Annotated in this window: 12 protein-coding genes and 1 riboswitch; of the genes, 5 read left to right on the top strand and 7 right to left on the bottom strand. The window is 68.7% G+C overall.

Going from position 1 to position 16,947, the window contains the following annotated elements; all coding sequences use genetic code 11:
• Window positions 1–18: 18 nt before the first annotated feature.
• Entirely contained in the window at window positions 19–648 is a 630-nt protein-coding gene (locus MAY35_RS09780; RefSeq protein ID WP_238421108.1) for an alpha-ketoglutarate-dependent dioxygenase AlkB, read from the top strand.
• A gap of 16 nt (window positions 649–664) precedes the next feature.
• On the opposite strand, the gene MAY35_RS09785 is transcribed toward MAY35_RS09780, so the two are convergent.
• From MAY35_RS09785 to MAY35_RS09795, 3 genes are read right to left on the bottom strand one after another with little or no spacing between them, the layout of a single operon-like run.
• Complete coding sequence (locus MAY35_RS09785; protein WP_238421109.1) at window positions 665–2,395, bottom strand: GMC oxidoreductase; 1,731 nt, start codon at window positions 2,393–2,395, stop codon at window positions 665–667.
• Window positions 2,392–3,963, bottom strand: coding sequence for an NAD(P)/FAD-dependent oxidoreductase (locus MAY35_RS09790; RefSeq protein ID WP_238421110.1), 1,572 nt, complete (start codon window positions 3,961–3,963; stop codon window positions 2,392–2,394). Before MAY35_RS09790 ends, MAY35_RS09785 begins: the two co-directional genes overlap by 4 nt.
• A complete protein-coding gene (locus MAY35_RS09795; protein ID WP_238421111.1) occupies window positions 3,956–4,552 on the bottom strand; it encodes a TetR/AcrR family transcriptional regulator in 597 nt (198 codons plus the stop codon). The genes MAY35_RS09790 and MAY35_RS09795 overlap by 8 nt, the downstream gene beginning before the upstream one ends.
• 62 nt (window positions 4,553–4,614) lie before the next feature.
• Window positions 4,615–4,751, top strand: a riboswitch (cobalamin riboswitch).
• Window positions 4,752–4,761: 10 nt separating this feature from the next.
• Here MAY35_RS09795 and MAY35_RS09800 point away from each other — a divergent pair.
• From MAY35_RS09800 to MAY35_RS09815, 4 genes are read left to right on the top strand one after another with little or no spacing between them, the layout of a single operon-like run.
• A complete protein-coding gene (locus MAY35_RS09800) occupies window positions 4,762–6,372 on the top strand; it encodes an ABC transporter substrate-binding protein (RefSeq protein ID WP_238421112.1) in 1,611 nt (536 codons plus the stop codon).
• A gap of 10 nt (window positions 6,373–6,382) precedes the next feature.
• The gene (locus MAY35_RS09805; protein WP_238421113.1) at window positions 6,383–7,357 is read left to right on the top strand and encodes an ABC transporter permease; all 975 of its coding nucleotides are present in this window, start codon (window positions 6,383–6,385) and stop codon (window positions 7,355–7,357) included.
• Window positions 7,354–9,678 carry an ATP-binding cassette domain-containing protein gene (locus MAY35_RS09810; protein WP_238421114.1) on the top strand — a complete coding sequence of 775 codons (2,325 nt, stop codon included), beginning with the start codon at window positions 7,354–7,356 and terminating at the stop codon, window positions 9,676–9,678. The genes MAY35_RS09805 and MAY35_RS09810 overlap by 4 nt, the downstream gene beginning before the upstream one ends.
• 10 nt (window positions 9,679–9,688) lie before the next feature.
• Window positions 9,689–10,672, top strand: a complete 984-nt coding sequence (locus tag MAY35_RS09815; protein WP_238421115.1) for an LLM class F420-dependent oxidoreductase — start codon at window positions 9,689–9,691, stop codon at window positions 10,670–10,672.
• A 3-nt stretch (window positions 10,673–10,675) separates the two neighbouring features.
• Here MAY35_RS09815 and MAY35_RS09820 read toward each other — a convergent pair whose 3' ends face one another.
• Genes MAY35_RS09820 through MAY35_RS09835 form a run of 4 tightly spaced genes read right to left on the bottom strand, consistent with a single transcriptional unit; the run spans window position 10,676 to window position 16,917 of the window.
• A complete protein-coding gene (locus tag MAY35_RS09820) occupies window positions 10,676–11,839 on the bottom strand; it encodes a pyridoxal phosphate-dependent aminotransferase (protein WP_238421116.1) in 1,164 nt (387 codons plus the stop codon).
• 9 nt (window positions 11,840–11,848) lie between these two features.
• Window positions 11,849–13,519, bottom strand: coding sequence for a DNA repair helicase XPB (locus MAY35_RS09825; protein ID WP_374237937.1), 1,671 nt, complete (start codon window positions 13,517–13,519; stop codon window positions 11,849–11,851).
• A gap of 55 nt (window positions 13,520–13,574) precedes the next feature.
• Entirely contained in the window at window positions 13,575–14,507 is a 933-nt protein-coding gene (locus tag MAY35_RS09830; RefSeq protein ID WP_238421118.1) for an oxygenase MpaB family protein, read from the bottom strand.
• Between the two features lie 55 nt (window positions 14,508–14,562).
• Window positions 14,563–16,917: a helicase-associated domain-containing protein gene (locus tag MAY35_RS09835; protein WP_238421119.1), complete on the bottom strand. Its 2,355-nt coding sequence runs from the start codon at window positions 16,915–16,917 to the stop codon at window positions 14,563–14,565.
• Between the last annotated feature and the right edge of the window lie 30 nt (window positions 16,918–16,947).

The raw sequence follows: 16,947 nt of genomic DNA on the forward strand, positions 1-16,947 counted from the left end.
CGGTGTAGGGTGGCGCTCATGTCGATCGGTATCCAGGGCTCGTTGTTCGCCGACCAGTCGGCTGATCCGGCTCTCGGCGACCTCTCGACCACGATGATGCGTCGCCCGCTCACCGACGGCGCCTGGGTCGACCTCTGCCCGGGGTGGATCAGCGGTCCGGAGGAGCTCTTCGACCGGCTGCGCCGGAACGTTCCGTGGCGCGCCGAGCGGCGTCAGATGTACGACCGGGTGGTCGATGTCCCGCGCCTGGTGTCGATCTACCAGGCCGACGACCCGTTCCCGGACGACCTGATCACCCAGGCCCGGAGTGCGCTGAGCGACCACTACCGCGACCAACTGCCTGAAGGCTTCGCGACCGCCGGCGTGAGCCTCTATCGCGACGGCAACGACTCTGTGGCGTGGCACGGCGACCGGATCGGCCGCGCCTCGACGCACGACACGATGGTCGCCATCATCTCACTCGGCGCGCCACGACCACTGATGCTGCGTCCCCGCGGGGGCGGGAAATCGTTGCGGTTCACGCTGTCGACGGGCGATCTGCTCGTGATGGGCGGCAGCTGCCAGCGCACCTGGGAACATGCGGTTCCCAAGGTGCGCGGCGTCGGGGCGCGCATCAGCATCCAGCTGCGTCCGCCGGGAGTGTGGTGACCTCCCCACGAAATTTCTAGCCGGCGTGCGAGACCGGCGTGATCGGCAACCGCAGCGCGGCGGGGGCGTGCGCCGGGACCGTCGGATGGATCGGCTCCACCGGTTCGACGGGCCGGTACGTCGAACCGAGCGCGGGTCGCGGATCGGCCTCCCCGGCATTCGGCCACATCGCCAGCGCGCGTTCGGCTTGCGCGGTGATCGTCAGCGACGGGTTCACGCCGAGGTTGGCCGACACCGTCGAACCGTCCACGATATGCAGGCCCGGATGGTTGAACACGCGGTGATAGGGGTCGACGACGCCGTCCTCGGCAGAACGGCCGATCGAGCAACCGCCCAGGAAGTGCGCGGTCATCGGGATGTTCAGCAGGTCGACGACGGAACCGCCTGCGTCGCCGTCGATCTCGTCGGCCACCGCGCGCACGGCGTCGTGTCCCACCGGAATCCATGTCGGCGGCGGATCGCCGGCGCCCTGGCGGCTGCGCAGCATCGGGCCGAAACGCCCGCGACGCGAGAACAGTTCGAGTGAGTTGTCGGCCGTCTGCATGACGAGGGCGATGATCGTGCGCTCGGACCAGCGTCGAACCGACAGGCTGCGGATCGTGACCAGCGGATGCCGCGCCATCTCGACGATCGCCTTCAACGGCCTCGGAATGCGACCGTCGCCATCGATGAGCATCGCCTGGAGCAGCCCGATGAGGTTGCTGCCCTTGCCATACCGCACCGGCTCGATGTGCGTGTGCTCGTTGGGATGGAATGACGACGTGATCGCCACACCCTCGGTGTAGTCGGTCTCGAGGTCGCGTGCCGTGGCGGCCAGCACGGCTTCGGAGTTGGTGCGGACCACCTTGCCCAGGCGCGTCGACAGCCCGGGCAGGTGGCCGCCCTGCTGCATGTCCAGCAGCAGCTTGTTGGTGCCGTAGGTTCCTGCGGCGAACACCACGTGATCGGCGGTGAACGCACGGCGGCCCCGGCGCGACCAGCGGCGACCGGTGCGGTGCGCGCCGACGACGTATCCGCCGTCCGGGCCCGGCCGCACGGTGTCCACGGTCGTCATCGGGATGACCTCGGCGCCGGCTTGTTCGGCGAGATAGAGGTAGTTCTTGACCAGGGTGTTCTTGGCGCCCACCGGGCAGCCGGTCATACAGGCGCCGCAGTCGGTGCATCCGGTGCGGGCAGGCCCGGCGCCACCGAAGAACGGATCGTCGACCGTCTTGCCGGCTTCACCGAAGAACACACCCACCGGTGTGTGGACGAAGGTGTCGCCGACGCCCATGTCCTCGGCGACCTTGCGGATCACGCGGTCGGCCGGGGTGACCTTGGGGTAGGTGGTGACCCCGAGCATGCGAGATGCCTGGTCGTAGTAGGGATCGAGTTCGGACGCCCAGTCGGTGATCGAGCCCCAGTGCGGGTCGTCGAAAAAGGCGGGCAGCGGGCGGTAGAGGGTGTTGGCGTAGTTCAGTGATCCGCCGCCGACCCCGGCGCCGGCCATGACGAGGACGTCGCGCAGCAGATGCATCCGCTGAACACCGAACATGCCGAGCGCCGGTGCCCACACGTAATCGCGCAGCCGCCAACTCGTCTTGGGCAGGTCTCCGTCGGCGAATCGCCGTCCGGATTCGACGATCGCGACCCGGTAGCCCTTCTCGGTGAGGCGCAAGGCCGCTACCGAACCGCCGAAACCGGAGCCGATGACGATGGCGTCGTAGTGATCGGCGTCGTCGTGGTCGGGGGTGGGGGTGGAGGTCACGGTGCGACTGTCCTCTCGGTGTCGGAATCGGTTGCCGGTGCGGTGGTGTCGCCGGCTGTGGTGGAAGCGACGGGGATCGCGTCGTCGAAACGGTGGTCGGCGGCGTCGAAGGACGCCATCATGCGGCGGAAGTCGCTGGTGAACTTCGGCCACATCACGGAGTTGCGGCCCGTCGAGTCGAGATACCAACTCGAACATCCGCCGGAGTTCCATACGGTGCGTTCGAGTTCGGGGTCGAGGTCGGCGTTGTAGCGCTCCTGCGCGGACTCGGTGACCTCGAAGGCCGAATGACCGTTGCGAGCCAGCTCGGAGATGGCCTTGCTCATGTAGTACGCCTGCGGCTCCAGCATGAGCACGATCGAACTGTGCCCGAGATTGGTGTTGGGCCCGTACAGGAAGAACAGATTCGGGAAGCCGTGGACCTCGACCCCGCGGTAGGCGCGCGGCGATCCGGCCCAGGCCTCTGCGAGGGTTCGGCCGTCGCGGCCGGTGATGGCGTGCGCGATGGGAGGCTGCGTCGGTGTGAAACCGGTTGCGAAGACAACGGTATCGAGTTCGTGCTCCCGACCCGCGTCGTCGACGGCCCCGCGCGCGGTGAGGCGGGTGATGGCCCCCGTGACGGTGGCATTGTTCCGTTGCAACGCCGGGAACCACTTGTTGGTCAGCAACATTCGCTTACACCCGATGGTGTAGTCGGGGGTGAGGCGACGACGGAGGTTCTTGTCACGGACCTGGACGCGAAGCTGGGCCAGCGCGATGGACTTCGCGATCGGGAGCAGCTTGGGATTGCGGGCCATCATCAGGACGTAGGCCTCGCGGTAGGTCCACACCATCCGCCGCACGAGCCGGTGGAGACCGGGTACGCGACGGTAGAGCGTGCGCTCGAGCGGGCCGATGTTGCGATCCACACGCGGGACGACCCACGCCGGAGTGCGCTGGAAGACGGTGAGATGTCCGACTGTGTCGACGATCTCGGGCACGATCTGGATCGCCGATGCGCCGGTACCGACGATCGCGACGCGGCGACCGCGCAGGTCGTGGCTGTGGTCCCACTGGGCCGAGTGGAACATCGTGCCGGTGAACTCGTCCGCGCCGGGGACGGCGGGAAGTCCGGGCTCGGACAGGGCGCCGGGCGCCGCCACCAGGAACCGGCAGCGGATCTCGCCCCGGGTCGTCGCCACGATCCATTCCTGGGCGTCGCCGTCCCATCGCGCCGACGTCAGCGCGCAGTTGTACTCGATCTGGTCGGCGAAATCCGCTGCGACAGAACGCAGGTACGCGTGGATCTCATGGCGACGTCCGTAGGTGTGCGACCAGTCGGGATTGGGTGCGAACGACAACGAGTAGAGCGAGGTCGGCACATCGCAGGCCGCGCCCGGGTAGTCGTTCTCACGCCAGACGCCGCCGGCGCCCTCGCCGCGCTCGATCGCCAGTGCCTGCAGTTCGGGATGATCGGTGCGCAACCGGTGCAGTGCGGCCAGGCCGCCGAATCCGACACCGACGACGAGGACGTCGACGCGCGCCGGCAACGTGTTCTGTTGCGGAAGAGGCGAAGTGGGGTCAGTCATGGCTGAGTAGGTCCTTCCAGACAGGCAGGAGATGGTCGAGCAGGGCGCGGTCGGCGTCGGGGGAGCGCAGGATGCGCGACACGGCGAGGCCGCGGGCGAGCTCGATCGAGAGCTCGAGTTCGGCGGTGGTGTACCGGTCGCCGAACAGCTCGGCGCAACCCACGGCGAGGGCGTCGGAGACCTGCTGCTCGAGCGGGATGATCGCCGTGCGCAGGCCGACGTCGCAGCGGGCCGCGACCCAGAGCTCGAGCGCCGCGTCGAACAGCGGACCGCTGAACGCCTCGATCAGGATCTCGAGCCCCTCGTCGCCGGTGCGGGGACGCGACAGCATCTCCTGGAGGCGACGGTCGACGAGGTGGCCGACGGCGGCGACCACCAGCGACTCGCGGGTGGGGAAGTGATGCAGCAGTGCGCCCCGTGACACCCCGGCACGCCGGTTGACCTCCTGCGTGGTGGTCGCGGCATAACCGACGTCGACGAGCGCGTCGACCGCGGCGTCGAGGATCAGCGCACGCGTACTCGCAGTGCGCTCGGCCTGCGTGCGTCGACCCGGCGCTCGCTGCCGTGGGGTCTTGGTGGGCTCGGTCACATCGCAGACGGTACCACAAACAGTCCGGACTGCTTGTAAGTTCGGCCGAAGGTGCGAGCCAAGCCGCGTGTGATGTCGCGATTGTCCACTCCGTACGATGACCGGGACGCAAGGGAACCCGGTGTGAATCCGGGGCTGTCCCGCAACTGTGACCCGATCCCGATCGGGGAGCCAGATCGCTTGCGTCTTCGCTACCCACGAGGATGGACATGAACAACTCAAGATCGACAGCTGCCCACGCAGCTCCCGTATTCACCAGGCGCCGGTTGCTGCGCGGAGCAGGCGGGATCGCCGGCCTCGCCGGACTCGGCGCGGTGGGGCTCCTCACCGGATGCGCCGACCGGTCGAACCCGGGAGGCGCCCCGAGCGGTGGCACCCCGGTCCCCGGCGGCACGCTCCGCGTCGTCTTCGCGGGCACCTCGGCGACTGCCGATGTGCTCGATCCGCACGTCGTCGGTCACTCGGCCGGCGGTGCACTCTCCAAGGCGGTGTGGGATCACCTCGTCGACTACAACAACGACCTCACCCTGGACTACCGCCTCGCCGAGTCCCTGGAACCGAACGCCGACGGCTCGCAGTGGCGGATGAACCTGCGTCGCGGCGTACAGTTCAGCGACGGTTCACCTTTCACCTCCCGCGACGTGATGTGGAGTCTCGAGCGGATGCTCGACGAGGAGAAGCCGTCGGCCGGCGACCTCGACATCATCGACCTGTCCCGGACCCGCGCCGACGGTGACCACGCCGTCGTGGTGGCGATGACAGAGCCGGTCGCCGACTTCGGTTCCGTGCTGGCCGGCTGGTACGTCTATGTGATCAAAGACGGCACAACAGAGTTCACCCCGTCGTCGCTCCCGGTGGGAACCGGTCCGTTCGTCCTGCAGTCGTGGTCGCCGGGTGACCGGTCGGTCCTGGTCCGCAACGAGAACCACTGGGATCAGCGGCCGCATCTCGACGGGTTGGAGATCCTCCAGGTCGCCGAGGCGGACGCGAGATTCAATGCCTTCGGTTCACAGGAAGCCGACGTCGTCTACGAACTGTCCCCGGCTCAGGGCAACATCCTGCGGTCACAGGACGACGTCTACCTCGTGACCCCGCCCGTGGGCACGATGAGTTCGTTCACGATGCGCACCGACATCGCGCCTTTCGACGACCCGCGCGTGCGGGAGGCGCTCAAGCTGTCGGTCGATCGGCAGGCGATCGTGGACAACGTGTACTACGGCTTCGCCGAGGTCGGCAACGACCTGTACGGCAAGGGAGCGCCGTTCTACGCCGACATGCCCCAGCGGTCCTACGACCCGGAACGGGCTCGACGACTGCTCCGGGAAGCGGGCAAGGAGAATCTCACGGTCACCCTGCACACCGCGGATGTCAGCCCGGGGCAACTGGAGTCGGCCACGCTGTTCGCCGAGCAGGCCAAGGCCGCCGGAATCACCGTGAAACTCGCCGTCGAACCCGGCGACACCTATTTCTCCCAGGTCGTCGGAGAGAAGCCGTTCACCCAATCCGGTTGGTGGAACTACAGTCTCGACTACTTCTACGGGCAGACCCTCACCTCGGACGCCCCGGCCAACGCCACGGCGTGGCGTCGTCCCGAGTGGGATGCGACCTTCGCGGAGGCCCGCGCCGAGTTGGATCCGGCCCGTCGCGGCGCGCTCTACCGCGAACTGCAGGACGAGCTCTGGAACGACAGCGGTTATCTCATCCACAGTTTCGCGCTGCAACCGACCGGCGTTCGTACCACCGTGCAGGGCATCACCGACGGGGTACCGGGCACCGGGCAGTGGGCCAGCTTCACGGGCACCTGGCTGCAGCCGCGTTAGGCCGACGGTCGTGTTGCGGTATGTAGCGGGCCGATTGGGCGGAGCGCTGGCCGTGCTCGCCGTGGTGGCGGTGTCGATCTTCACCCTGTTCGAACTGCTGCCGGGCGACGCGGCCGAGACGCGACTGTCGAGAAGCGCCGCCGGAAAACCAGATCCCGCACAGATCGCCGCGCTGCGAGCCGAGCTGGGCCTGGACCGTCCCGCTGTCGTACGGTTTCTCGACTGGGCGGGTGGGTTTCTCACCGGCGACCTGGGTGTGTCGCAACTGTCGGGCCGACCCGTCGCGGAGATCCTCGACGGGCGCCTGACGAATTCGGTGGTGCTCGCCGTCGTCACGATCGTCGTCCTCGTCCCGGCGGCGTTGGCGATGGGAGTGGCCGCCGGTGCGAGGCCGGGTTCGCGATGGGACAGGCTGCTCAGCACCGCGGCGCTGGCGGCGGAATCCGTTCCGGCGTTCGTGGTCGGCGTCGTGCTCATCGCCTGGGTGGCGATCGGTCTGGGTGTGCTGCCCGCGGTGTCGCTCGTCCCGGCCGGCTCGTCCGCTCTCGATCGCCCGGAAGTCCTGGTGCTGCCGGTGGTGTGTCTGCTGATCGGGCTCGCGCCGCATCCCGTGCGATTGGTGCGTGCGCAGATGGCAGAAGTGATGCAGTCGCCGTACATCTCGGCGGCACGGGCGAACGGTGTCGGCGAGCTCCGCCTCGTCGTGCGTCATGCGGCACCCAACGCGGTCTCGGCATCGATCCAACCGCTCGCGGGAGCAGTCGTCGGGTTGGTCGGCGGCATCGCGGTGATCGAAGTCGTGTTCGCCTACCCCGGTGTGGCGCACGAACTCCTGCGCGCCATCTCCGGACGTGACCTGGTCTTCGTCCAGTCCGTGGCGGTGCTGCTGGCCGCATACGGACTGCTCGTGTACCTGCTCGCCGACCTCGTGGCCCTCGGCTCGTCCCCGGCCGCCCGCGCCGTCATCGGTCGGGGGCGCTCATGAGCACCCGCGCCCGTCGGCTGGTGGTCCCCGCGACCGTGTTGGTCCTCCTGGCGATCATCATCGTCGTCGGCCCTTTTCTGGCCCCGTACTCGCCGACCGCGATCGTGTCGGTGTCGTTCGGGGCGCCGTCGTCGAGCCATTGGCTGGGAACCGATTTCGTCGGTCGCGACGTGGCGTCCCGGATTCTGCACGGCGGCCACCGCCTTGTGCTGATGACCGTCGCCGCCTTGTCGGTGTCGTACGCGCTCGGAGTGCTCGCCGGGATCACGGCGGGGATGTCGCGTCGGCTCGACGGTTGGGTGATGCGCCCGGTGGACGCTGTCACCGTCCTGCCCTGGTTCCTCTTGCTCGTGGTCATCGCGACGACGATGGGGAAGGGGCCGCTCGCCGTGTGCCTGACGGTCGGGGTCGCGACCGTGCCCTGGGTGGCAAAGGTGGTGCGGACGGCCACGATCGAACTGATGGACGCGGGATTCGTCGAGGCCGCGATCGCGCGGGGTGAGACCCTCCGCTGGATCGCGATGGCGCAGGTGCTGCCCAACTTGCGCCCGGTGTTGCTGGCCGACGCCGGGATTCGGGTCTCGGGAACCATCGCGCTGGTCACCGCGGGTAGCTTCCTCGGTCTCGGAGTGACCCAGCCGCAGCCGGACTGGGCGTTGATGGTGACCGAGAACAAGGGCGGGATGGCGCTGACGCCGTGGCCGGTCGTGGTGCCGGCCGTCTGCATCGCGGCGATGGTGGTGGCGGTGAACCTGCTCGTCGACCGGATTGTCGAGTCGCATCCGTTGGTCGATGGGGGATCCCGCAGACGGGGGTCTCGCCGAGGAGCGTCTCGCCGCCGGGGATTTGGCACGGTGCGCGATCAGCCGGATGCCCCACCCGGGGTGTCCGTCTCGGTGTCGGATCTCGTTGTCTCGGCGCCGGACGGGGCTGTCGTCGTCGACATCGACGAACTCGAGGTGCGTCGAGGCGAGACCCTGGCCCTCGTCGGACCCTCCGGTGCGGGCAAGACCACCACGGCACTGTCGCTCGTGGGGGCGTTGCCGCCGGGGTTCGCCGCCACCGGCACTGTGCGCGTGGCTGACTCACCGGATGGCGGTCGGCGTCTCGGATATGTGCCGCAGGATCCCGGCACCTCGCTCAATCCGTCGATGCGGATCGGCGCTGCCCTGCGAGAAGTACGTCGTGCCCACCAACTCCCTCGAGACGGGAGTATCGGAGACCTGCTCGCGGAACTGGGATTGCCGTCGGACCGGGAGTTCCTCCGTCGGTACCCCGGTCAGCTGTCGGGTGGACAACAACAACGGGTTCTTCTGGCGATGGCCTTGCTCGGATCGCCCGGGGTCCTCGTCCTCGACGAACCGACGAGCGGGTTGGATGCGGACACCGCGGAGGAGCTCGTGGACGTGCTGGACCGTCTGCGGCGGGGTCGAACGGTCGTCGTGATCACCCATGATCTGCACCGCATCTCGCGTGTCGTGGATCGGATCGTGACGCTCGACGGCGGGCGGGTCACCGGTGAGCGGTCGGTGGTCGAGCCGGCCGCGTCCGTTGATCCGGCGGCAGGGGCATCTCGCCGGTTCGTGCTCGACGACGATCCGCGCGTCGAGGTGCGCGGCCTCGCCGCCTCTCATGGACGCGCCGCGATCCTGCGCGATGTCTCGTTCGGGATCGGGCGGGGAGAGTGTGTGGCGCTCGTCGGACGTTCGGGTGCGGGGAAGTCGACGCTGGCGCGGTGTCTGGCGGGCCTGCACGCGCCGACGGGTGGCGACGTGGTCCTCGACGGCGGACGCCTCGCGTCGACGGCCGCGCACCGCCACATCGATCATCGGCGCGCGATCAGCATGGTCTACCAGAACCCGCGACGAAGCCTCGACCCGCGGCGAACGGTCGACCGGGAGCTGCGTCGGGTCCTCCGCGTGTTGCGGGGACTCGACGACACCGCCGCGGACCGAGAGATCCGGTCCCTGCTGTCGGCGGTCCACCTGACCCCGGACCTGCTGGGCCGTCGTCCCGGTGAACTGTCCGGCGGACAGATCCAGCGGGTGGCGATCGCACGTGCGCTTGCGGGCAACCCGGAAGTGCTGATCTGCGACGAGATCACCTCGTCGCTGGACGCGGTCGCCGCCGACGCCGTCCTGACGATCATCGAGGAGGTGCAGACCGCCGGGACTTCGGTGCTGCTGATCTCGCACGACGCGCGGACCGTCCGCAGAATGGCGGACCGAGTGCTCACGCTGGCCGACGGGCGACTGGTACCCGATCCTGCGGAGACCACCCTCGACGTCCGCAGCCGGGCCGCCGCGGATGCGCCCGCGTAAGTTGGACGTCATGCGTTTCGGACTCTTCATTCCTCAGGGCTGGCGTCTCGACCTCGTGGGTGTGACACCCGCCGACCAGTGGGCGGTGATGTCCTCGGTGGCCGACCGTGCCGAGTCGGGCGGCTGGGACTCGGTCTGGGTCTACGACCACTTCCACACCGTCCCGATGCCCACCGACGAGGCCACCCACGAGGCGTGGACCCTGGTCTCGGCTCTCGCGGCCACCACGAGTCGCGTCGAGATCGGGCAGATGTGCACCGCGATGAGCTACCGCAATCCCATGTACCTGGCCAAGGTCGCGGCCACCGCCGACCTCATCTCCGGCGGACGCGTGCAGATGGGCATCGGCGCCGGCTGGTACGAACACGAGTGGCGCGCATACGGATACGGATTCCCCTCGGCAGGTGAGCGGCTCGCGCGCCTCGACGAGGGCGTGCAGATCATGAAGCAGGCCTGGGAGACCGGGCGCGCCACCTTCGCCGGCAACCATTACACCGTCGACGACGCGATCTGCGCACCGCAACCCACCGCCGGAAAGCTGCCCATCTGGATCGCAGGTGGAGGTGAGAAGAAGACGCTGCGCATCGCCGCGCAGTACGCCGACTACACCAACTTCGACGGCACGCTCGACGGGTTCACCCACAAATCGACTGTCCTGCAACAGCACTGCGCCGACCTCGGACGCGACTTCGAGTCGATCGTCCGGTCGGCCAACTACAACGTCATCCTCGGCGAGACCGAAGCAGAGGTGGAGCGCAAGCTCGCCGAACTCGAGAGCCGACTCAGCACGATCGTCGGACCCGACGCGGCGTCGGGCAGCATGGGCGCGTTCCGCGGAATGCCCGCGGTCGGTACTCCCGAGCAGGTCGCCGAGAACCTGCGCGGGCTCGCCGACGCCGGGATGTCCTACGGCATCTTCTACTTCCCGAACCTCGCGCACGACCTCGCGGATCTCGAACTGTTCGAGCAGCACGTCGCGCCCGCGCTGCGCTAGGGGTCAGAGCCTGCGGAGTCGGTCGGCTGCCTCGGCGATGACCTCGTCGCGTTTGGAGAAGGCGAAGCGCAGAAGGTGTCGCCACGGATCACGGTCGTCGGCGAACACGCTGACCGGCACCGCCGCGACCCCGATGCGTTCCGGTAGCGACCGGCAGAACTTGATGCCGTCGTCGACGCCGAGAGGCCGGGGGTCGGCGCAGACGAAGTACGTTGCCTCGCTGCGATGTACGCCGAACCCGGCATCGCGGAGGGCTGCCGACAACATGTCTCGTTTGCGCTGCAGCGCATCGGCGGACGCGGTCACCCAGTCCGCTTCGTGGTCGAGTGCGTGCGCGACAGCCGGCTGGAACGGCCCGGAACCGACGTAGGACATGTACTGCTTGGCGGTGCGGGCCGCGGCGACGAGTTCGGGCGGCCCGCTGAGCCAGCCCACCTTCCAGCCGGTGCAGTTGAACGTCTTCGCCGCGCTCGAGATGCGGATCGTCCGCTCGCGCATGCCCGGCAGTGTCGCCAGCGGGGTGTGGGTGCGTCCGTCGAAGACGAGGTGTTCGTAGACCTCGTCGGTGACGGCGACGGCATCGTGTTCGACGCAGAGGCGGGCGATCTCGGCCAGGTCGTCGGGTGTCAGGACCGTGCCTGTCGGGTTGTGCGGCGAATTGACCAGTACGACCGATGTTTTCGGCCCGAAAGCATCGGCGAGACGCTCGCGGTCGAGTCGGAACCCGTCACCATCGGGCACCAGCGGTACGACGCGCCGGACACCTCCGGCCATCGCCACGGTCGCCGCATACGAGTCGTAGTACGGCTCGATCATGACGACCTCGTCACCCGGTTCGACGAGTCCGACCACGGCGCCGGCGATCGCCTCGGTCGCGCCGATCGTCACGAGCACCTCCCGGTCCGGGTCGTAGTCCAGGCCGTAGCGCTCGCGCTGGTGACGTGCCACCGCATGCCGCAGCTCGGGAACCCCCAGGCCCGGCGGATACTGGTTGCGACCGTCGGAGATGGCGGCGCGTGCGGCGTCGAGCATCGACTCCGGCCCGTCGGTGTCGGGAAACCCCTGGCCCAGGTTGACCGCGTCATGCTCGACGGCGAGTGCCGACATCTCGGCGAAGATCGTCGTGGCGAACGGACGCAGCCGGCTCGTTGTCCTGTCCGATGGCATGTGCCGGACTCAGTCCGTGGACGTGGCGTCGCCGATGGTCGGGCCCAGCAGGTCGTCGGCGTCGGTGATGCGGTAGGCGTAACCCTGCTCGGCCAGGAACCGCTGACGGTGGGCGGCGTAGTCGGCGTCAAGGGTGTCGCGGGAGACCACGGAGTAGAAATGCGCCTGTCCGCCATCGCGTTTCGGACGCAACAGCCGGCCGAGGCGCTGTGCCTCCTCCTGCCGTGACCCGAACGTGCCCGACACCTGCACCGCGACCGACGCCTCCGGGAGGTCGATGGAGAAGTTGGCCACCTTCGACACCACGAGGGTCTGCAGCTCGCCGGAGCGGAACCGGTCGAAGAGGACCTCGCGCTCCTTGTTCTTGGTCGAGCCCTGGATCACCGGCGAGTCGAGTTCGCGGCCGAGCTCCTCGAGCTGATCGATGTAGGCGCCGATGATCAGCGTCTGCTGACCGCGGTGCTTCTCCAGGATCGCCTTCACCACGTTGACCTTGGTGTGGGCGGTGGAGCAGAGCTTGTACTTCTCCTCCGGCTCGGCGACGGCGTACTGCAGGCGCTCCTCGTCGGTGAGCGTCACACGGACCTCGACGCAGTCGGCGGGCGCGATCCAACCCTGCGCCTCGATGTCCTTCCACGGCGCGTCATAGCGCTTGGGTCCGATCAGGCTGAAGACGTCGCCTTCGCGGCCGTCCTCGCGGACCAGTGTCGCGGTGAGGCCCAGACGACGCCGGGACTGCAGGTCGGCGGTCATCCGGAAGACGGGCGCGGGCAGCAGGTGCACCTCGTCGTAGATGATCAGACCCCAGTCGCGCGAATCGAACAGGTCGAGATTCCGGTACTCGCCCTTGGACTTCCGCGTCATCACCTGATAGGTCGCGATGGTGACCGGGCGGATCTCCTTGCGCTCGCCCGAGTACTCGCCGATCTCTTCCTCGGTGAGCGACGTGCGTGCGATGAGTTCGCGTTTCCACTGGCGCCCGGCGACGGTGTTGGTGACCAGGATCAGCGTCGTCGCGCCGGCCTTGGCCATCGCCGCCGCGCCGACCATTGTCTTCCCGGCACCGCAGGGGAGGACCACCACGCCCGAGCCGCCGGCCCAGAACGAGTCCGCGGCCATCTCCTGATAGTCACGCAACTGCCAGTCGTCCTGCGCGAGTTCGATGTGGTGCGCTTCGCCGTCGACATACCCGGCGAGGTCCTCGGCAGGCCAGCCGACCTTCAACAGCACCTGCTTGAGCCGGCCGCGCTCGGACGGATGCACGATGACCGTGTCGTCGTCGATGCGGGCGCCCAGCATCGGGGCGACCTTCTTGTTGCGCATCACCTCGATCAACACCGCCTGGTCCAGACTGACCAGCGTCAGGCCGTGCGCCGGGTGCTTCACGAGCTGCAGGCGACCGAAGCGGCCCATGGTGTCCACGACGTCCATGAGCAGGGGCTGCGGGACGGCGTAGCGCGAGTAGGTGACGAGTGCGTCGACGACCTGCTCGGCGTCGTGCCCGGCGGCGCGGGCGTTCCACAATGCCAGCGGGGTGACCCGGTAGGTGTGGACGTGCTCGGGTGCACGTTCGAGTTCGGCGAAGGGGGCGATCGCCGCGCGCGCCGCCGCTGCGTCGGGGTGATCCACCTCGAGCAGCAGCGTCTTGTCGGATTGCACGATCAGGGGTCCGTCGGTCACCCGCTCCATTGTCCAGATCGCACCGACGATTGTCAGCGACGGGGCACGATGTGGGTCAGAACACGGGGATGCCGAGCTTGCGGCGGAGGCGCAGATCGAGGAGGTTGAGCCGGAAGACGCCTCGCAGAACGGGCGCCAGGACCGGGTCGACGAGTCGGAATCCGACCAGTGCACGCTGGTAGCGGCGTTCGTCGCGTTCGGTCCACCGCCAGCGCATCATCTCGCGGAACTCCGGCGGCAGGCCCGCCTTGATGGCGTAGGCCAACGAGGGTCCGAGCGTGACATGCGCAAGCGTCCCGAGCTTGCCGACCCGGTACTCGAGGAACGAGAGGTCGGCGAGACTGCGCAGCTCGTCGCGCACCGGCTTGTCGATGCGCAGCCCGGCGAGCTCGCCGTTCCAGTAGACCAATAGGTCGTCGTAGGTCGCGGGCCACTTGTCCGCCGGTACGTTGAGCGCGGTTCCGAGCGGGTGGGCCTGCGTCAGCACCGTCTGCTTCTCCTCGGCAGTCAGGGGGCCGTGGAGGAGTTCGTACTGGTCGATGAAGTACTTGAGCAGGCAGATCGCGACCCACAGCTGGAGACGCGAGTCGTTGGCGCTGTAGCGGACGGGACTCGTCTCGGTGGAGTACACCTGATCGTGGATGCGACCGACCGCCTCGTGGATGTAGGCCTTGTCGGACTCGTTGCCCATCAGGGCGACGGCGAGGAACGTGCCGGTGGTGCGGCCGCGCTTGATCGGCCGTTTGATGGCGTTGCCGGAGGGGACGCGGCTCTCGTGCACGCCGTAGCCCACCTTCGGGTTGGCCAGCTGCATGATGACATTGGCACCGGCGAGCGTGGGACCGATGGCGGTGACCAGATCTGCCGGCCGTCGCACGGGGCGACGGCGTGCGGTGGGTTTCCTCCGGGCGACCAGATCGTGCTGATAGGTGTCGGCGACAGGGCCGCCACCGTGTTCGCGCTCAGGGAGGTCGCGTGCAGCGGTCATATCTGACTGTAGCAAGAATGAGACGTGCGCCACAGGACGTCTCTATCGGCAGGACTCAGGCGTCGAGCAGTTCCACACTGGTGAGTCGATGCAGCGAGAAGCGCTGCTCGTCGTCGCTGCCCTCCTCCACGGCAACCAGCTGACCGGCGCCGAGGATCTTGGGTGTGACGACGTGCCGGCTCGCGGAGCCCTGTGCATCGACGTACCCGACCCGGAGCCTGCGGTTCGCACGCAGCGCCAACTGGATGAGGGCCGTCGCCGATTCGCCGCCACCGGTCGCGCGGACCGGGGTGGCGTGATCGGTACGCACGACCGGGGTCGCGGCGGCAGCCCGGTCGGTCGAGCGGATGCGGGTGACCACCGACCGCAGCTGTGCCTCCGACGGGGCGTTACGACGTGGCTGGCTCTGACGTCGCGCCCGCGACACCGAGACCCGGCTACCGCGCTCCCGCAGATCCACCAGCGCGCCCGACGAGTCCTCGCCCGCGGGAGCGAATCCCGCGGCACGCAGTTGATCGATGACGTCCCGTACCTCCGACTGCGAGACCGCGACGGTCGGTGCGAGTGCGCGCAGGGCGAGCGCATCGGCGGCCGGACTGCGCAGCACCGCGGCGAGCACCGTCGGGTCCTCACACCGGATGAAAGCCGACGCAACGCCCACGCGAAGCTGCCCGTGACGACGTGCGACATCCTCGATCAGGTAGGTGAGTGACTGCGGCACCGGCGTTCTCGAGTGGGTCGTGAACATCGACAGCAGTTCGTTGCTGCTGCGTCCCGCATCGAGCGCGCGGCGCACACTCTCGGGCGAGACCCGGTACACCGATGCGGCGCCACCGGATTCCAGGTCGGCGACGAGCTCGACCTGCTCCGCCAGTTCCGGGGTCATCGGTCCGGGGACGGTGAGGGTGAGGTCCGCCTGCGTCAGGAAGTGGTCCACCGGAGCCGGTAGCGCCTTGCGCATGGCCGCGAGCACCGCGGCATCGACGTCGGCCGGATCGGTGTCGGGCGGCTCCTCGACGGTGTAGGCCCGCCCCACCGTGGTGAGCGCGTCATGCGCGACCAGGCCCAGTTCCCTTGCCTCACGGAGGGTCTCGGCGACGACGCGCCGGCTGAAGCGTCGGATCTGTCGAGGCCGGTGCCAGTGGAGTGCGGCGAGCACCGTGTCCGTGGGTACCGCGACTGCCGGGTCGGCGTCGGCGAGGGTGGACAGGATGAGTTGTCGCTGCACCGGGGCGTAGGCGTCGTGCAGGTCGGCGGCGAGTGTGGCGAGTGCGTTGCCGTCACGATCGGGGTCGCCGACCTGCCACGCGCGGCGCGGCATGTGCAACCAGGCGTCAGCCAACGCAAGCCACTGACGCTCACGTGGCTGGTGCAGCCAGGTGTCGGCGGTGGACGTGGGGGCGAAGGACTGTTCCCCGGAGTCGTTGGGCGGCGGCGGTTCCGGGAATCCGGCGTCGATGAGTCGCAGGTACGCGGCGAGTTCGATCAGGAATGCGACACGCTGCGTCTCCAGCCCGGTCAGCTTGGCGAGACGCCGAAGTTCGCGAACGCCGAGCGCGCCGGAGCGGAGTACCGCGGCCGGGGTGGCACCGAGGACGGTGATCAACTGGCTCAGGTGGCGGATGAGCTCCAGTGCCTCACCCCCGGCGGCCGCGTCGACGGCCTTGGCCGGAAAACGTGGTTTGGCGCGCGGCTCGTGTAGCACCGGCGGGTTCAGATCGTCTGTGCGCCAGGCCGGTTCTTCGCGGAGCACGGCGCCGACCATGGGTGGGAGCTCGACGGTCTGCTCATCGATACGCGCCAAGAGTCCCGACGAGATCAGTTGCGCCACAGGTGAGGTGGGATCGGCGTCGGGTGCGGCATCGCGGCTCCGGCCCAGTGCCGGTCCGCGCGCGAGGGTCTGTAACAACCCGAGGGGACGCTCGTCGAGTTCGGCGAGCATCGCGGCGATGTCGTCGGCCGACCGGCCCGCCAGCGGACCGGTGAGATGCCTGGCCTTCCACGGCATCGCCGAGGCCGTGTGTGCGCCCGAGTACAACCCGGCGTCGTCGCCCCAGAGGATGGCCCGGCGTCGGAGCAGGTCGATGCGGTCGCGCAACAGAGCCGGATCGGCGCGACCATCGAGCGCGTCGAGCAGGTGCGACGCCGACACGGGGCCGGGTAGCTCGCGTTGGCCGTCGGCCGTGCTCGCCCCGACCACCTCTTCGAGCACGGCGACCGCGAGGACGTCGAGATCTTCGCCGGCGAGGGCCAGTGAGGCGGCCGACAACGCCCGCTGGGCGAGAACCCGGGTGCCCGAAGGCGTCGGGGACGCGAGATCGGGGCGTTCGAGGAGCAGGTCCGTCAGCTCGTCGTCCGAACGTGCAGCCAACTCGGCGGCCAGGCCGCTGTGCTGGTCATCCGAACTCATTCGATCGAGCTTACCTGGGCCCGGCCGGCT

Origin of the sequence: Gordonia sp. 'Campus' (assembly GCF_022206305.1) — a bacterium.
Classification (GTDB): Bacteria; Actinomycetota; Actinomycetes; order Mycobacteriales; family Mycobacteriaceae; genus Gordonia.

Bases quoted from the DNA above. Each gene is read 5' to 3' on its own strand.
- MAY35_RS09780 (WP_238421108.1), top strand. From the start codon at position 19: ATGTCGATCGGTATCCAGGGCTCGTTGTTCGCCGACCAGTCGGCTGAT.
- MAY35_RS09790 (WP_238421110.1), bottom strand. From the start codon at position 3,963: ATGACTGACCCCACTTCGCCTCTTCCGCAACAGAACACGTTGCCGGCG.
- MAY35_RS09800 (WP_238421112.1), top strand. From the start codon at position 4,762: ATGAACAACTCAAGATCGACAGCTGCCCACGCAGCTCCCGTATTCACC.
- MAY35_RS09810 (WP_238421114.1), top strand. From the start codon at position 7,354: ATGAGCACCCGCGCCCGTCGGCTGGTGGTCCCCGCGACCGTGTTGGTC.
- MAY35_RS09815 (WP_238421115.1), top strand. From the start codon at position 9,689: ATGCGTTTCGGACTCTTCATTCCTCAGGGCTGGCGTCTCGACCTCGTG.
- MAY35_RS09820 (WP_238421116.1), bottom strand. From the start codon at position 11,839: ATGCCATCGGACAGGACAACGAGCCGGCTGCGTCCGTTCGCCACGACG.
- MAY35_RS09830 (WP_238421118.1), bottom strand. From the start codon at position 14,507: ATGACCGCTGCACGCGACCTCCCTGAGCGCGAACACGGTGGCGGCCCT.
- MAY35_RS09835 (WP_238421119.1), bottom strand. From the start codon at position 16,917: ATGAGTTCGGATGACCAGCACAGCGGCCTGGCCGCCGAGTTGGCTGCA.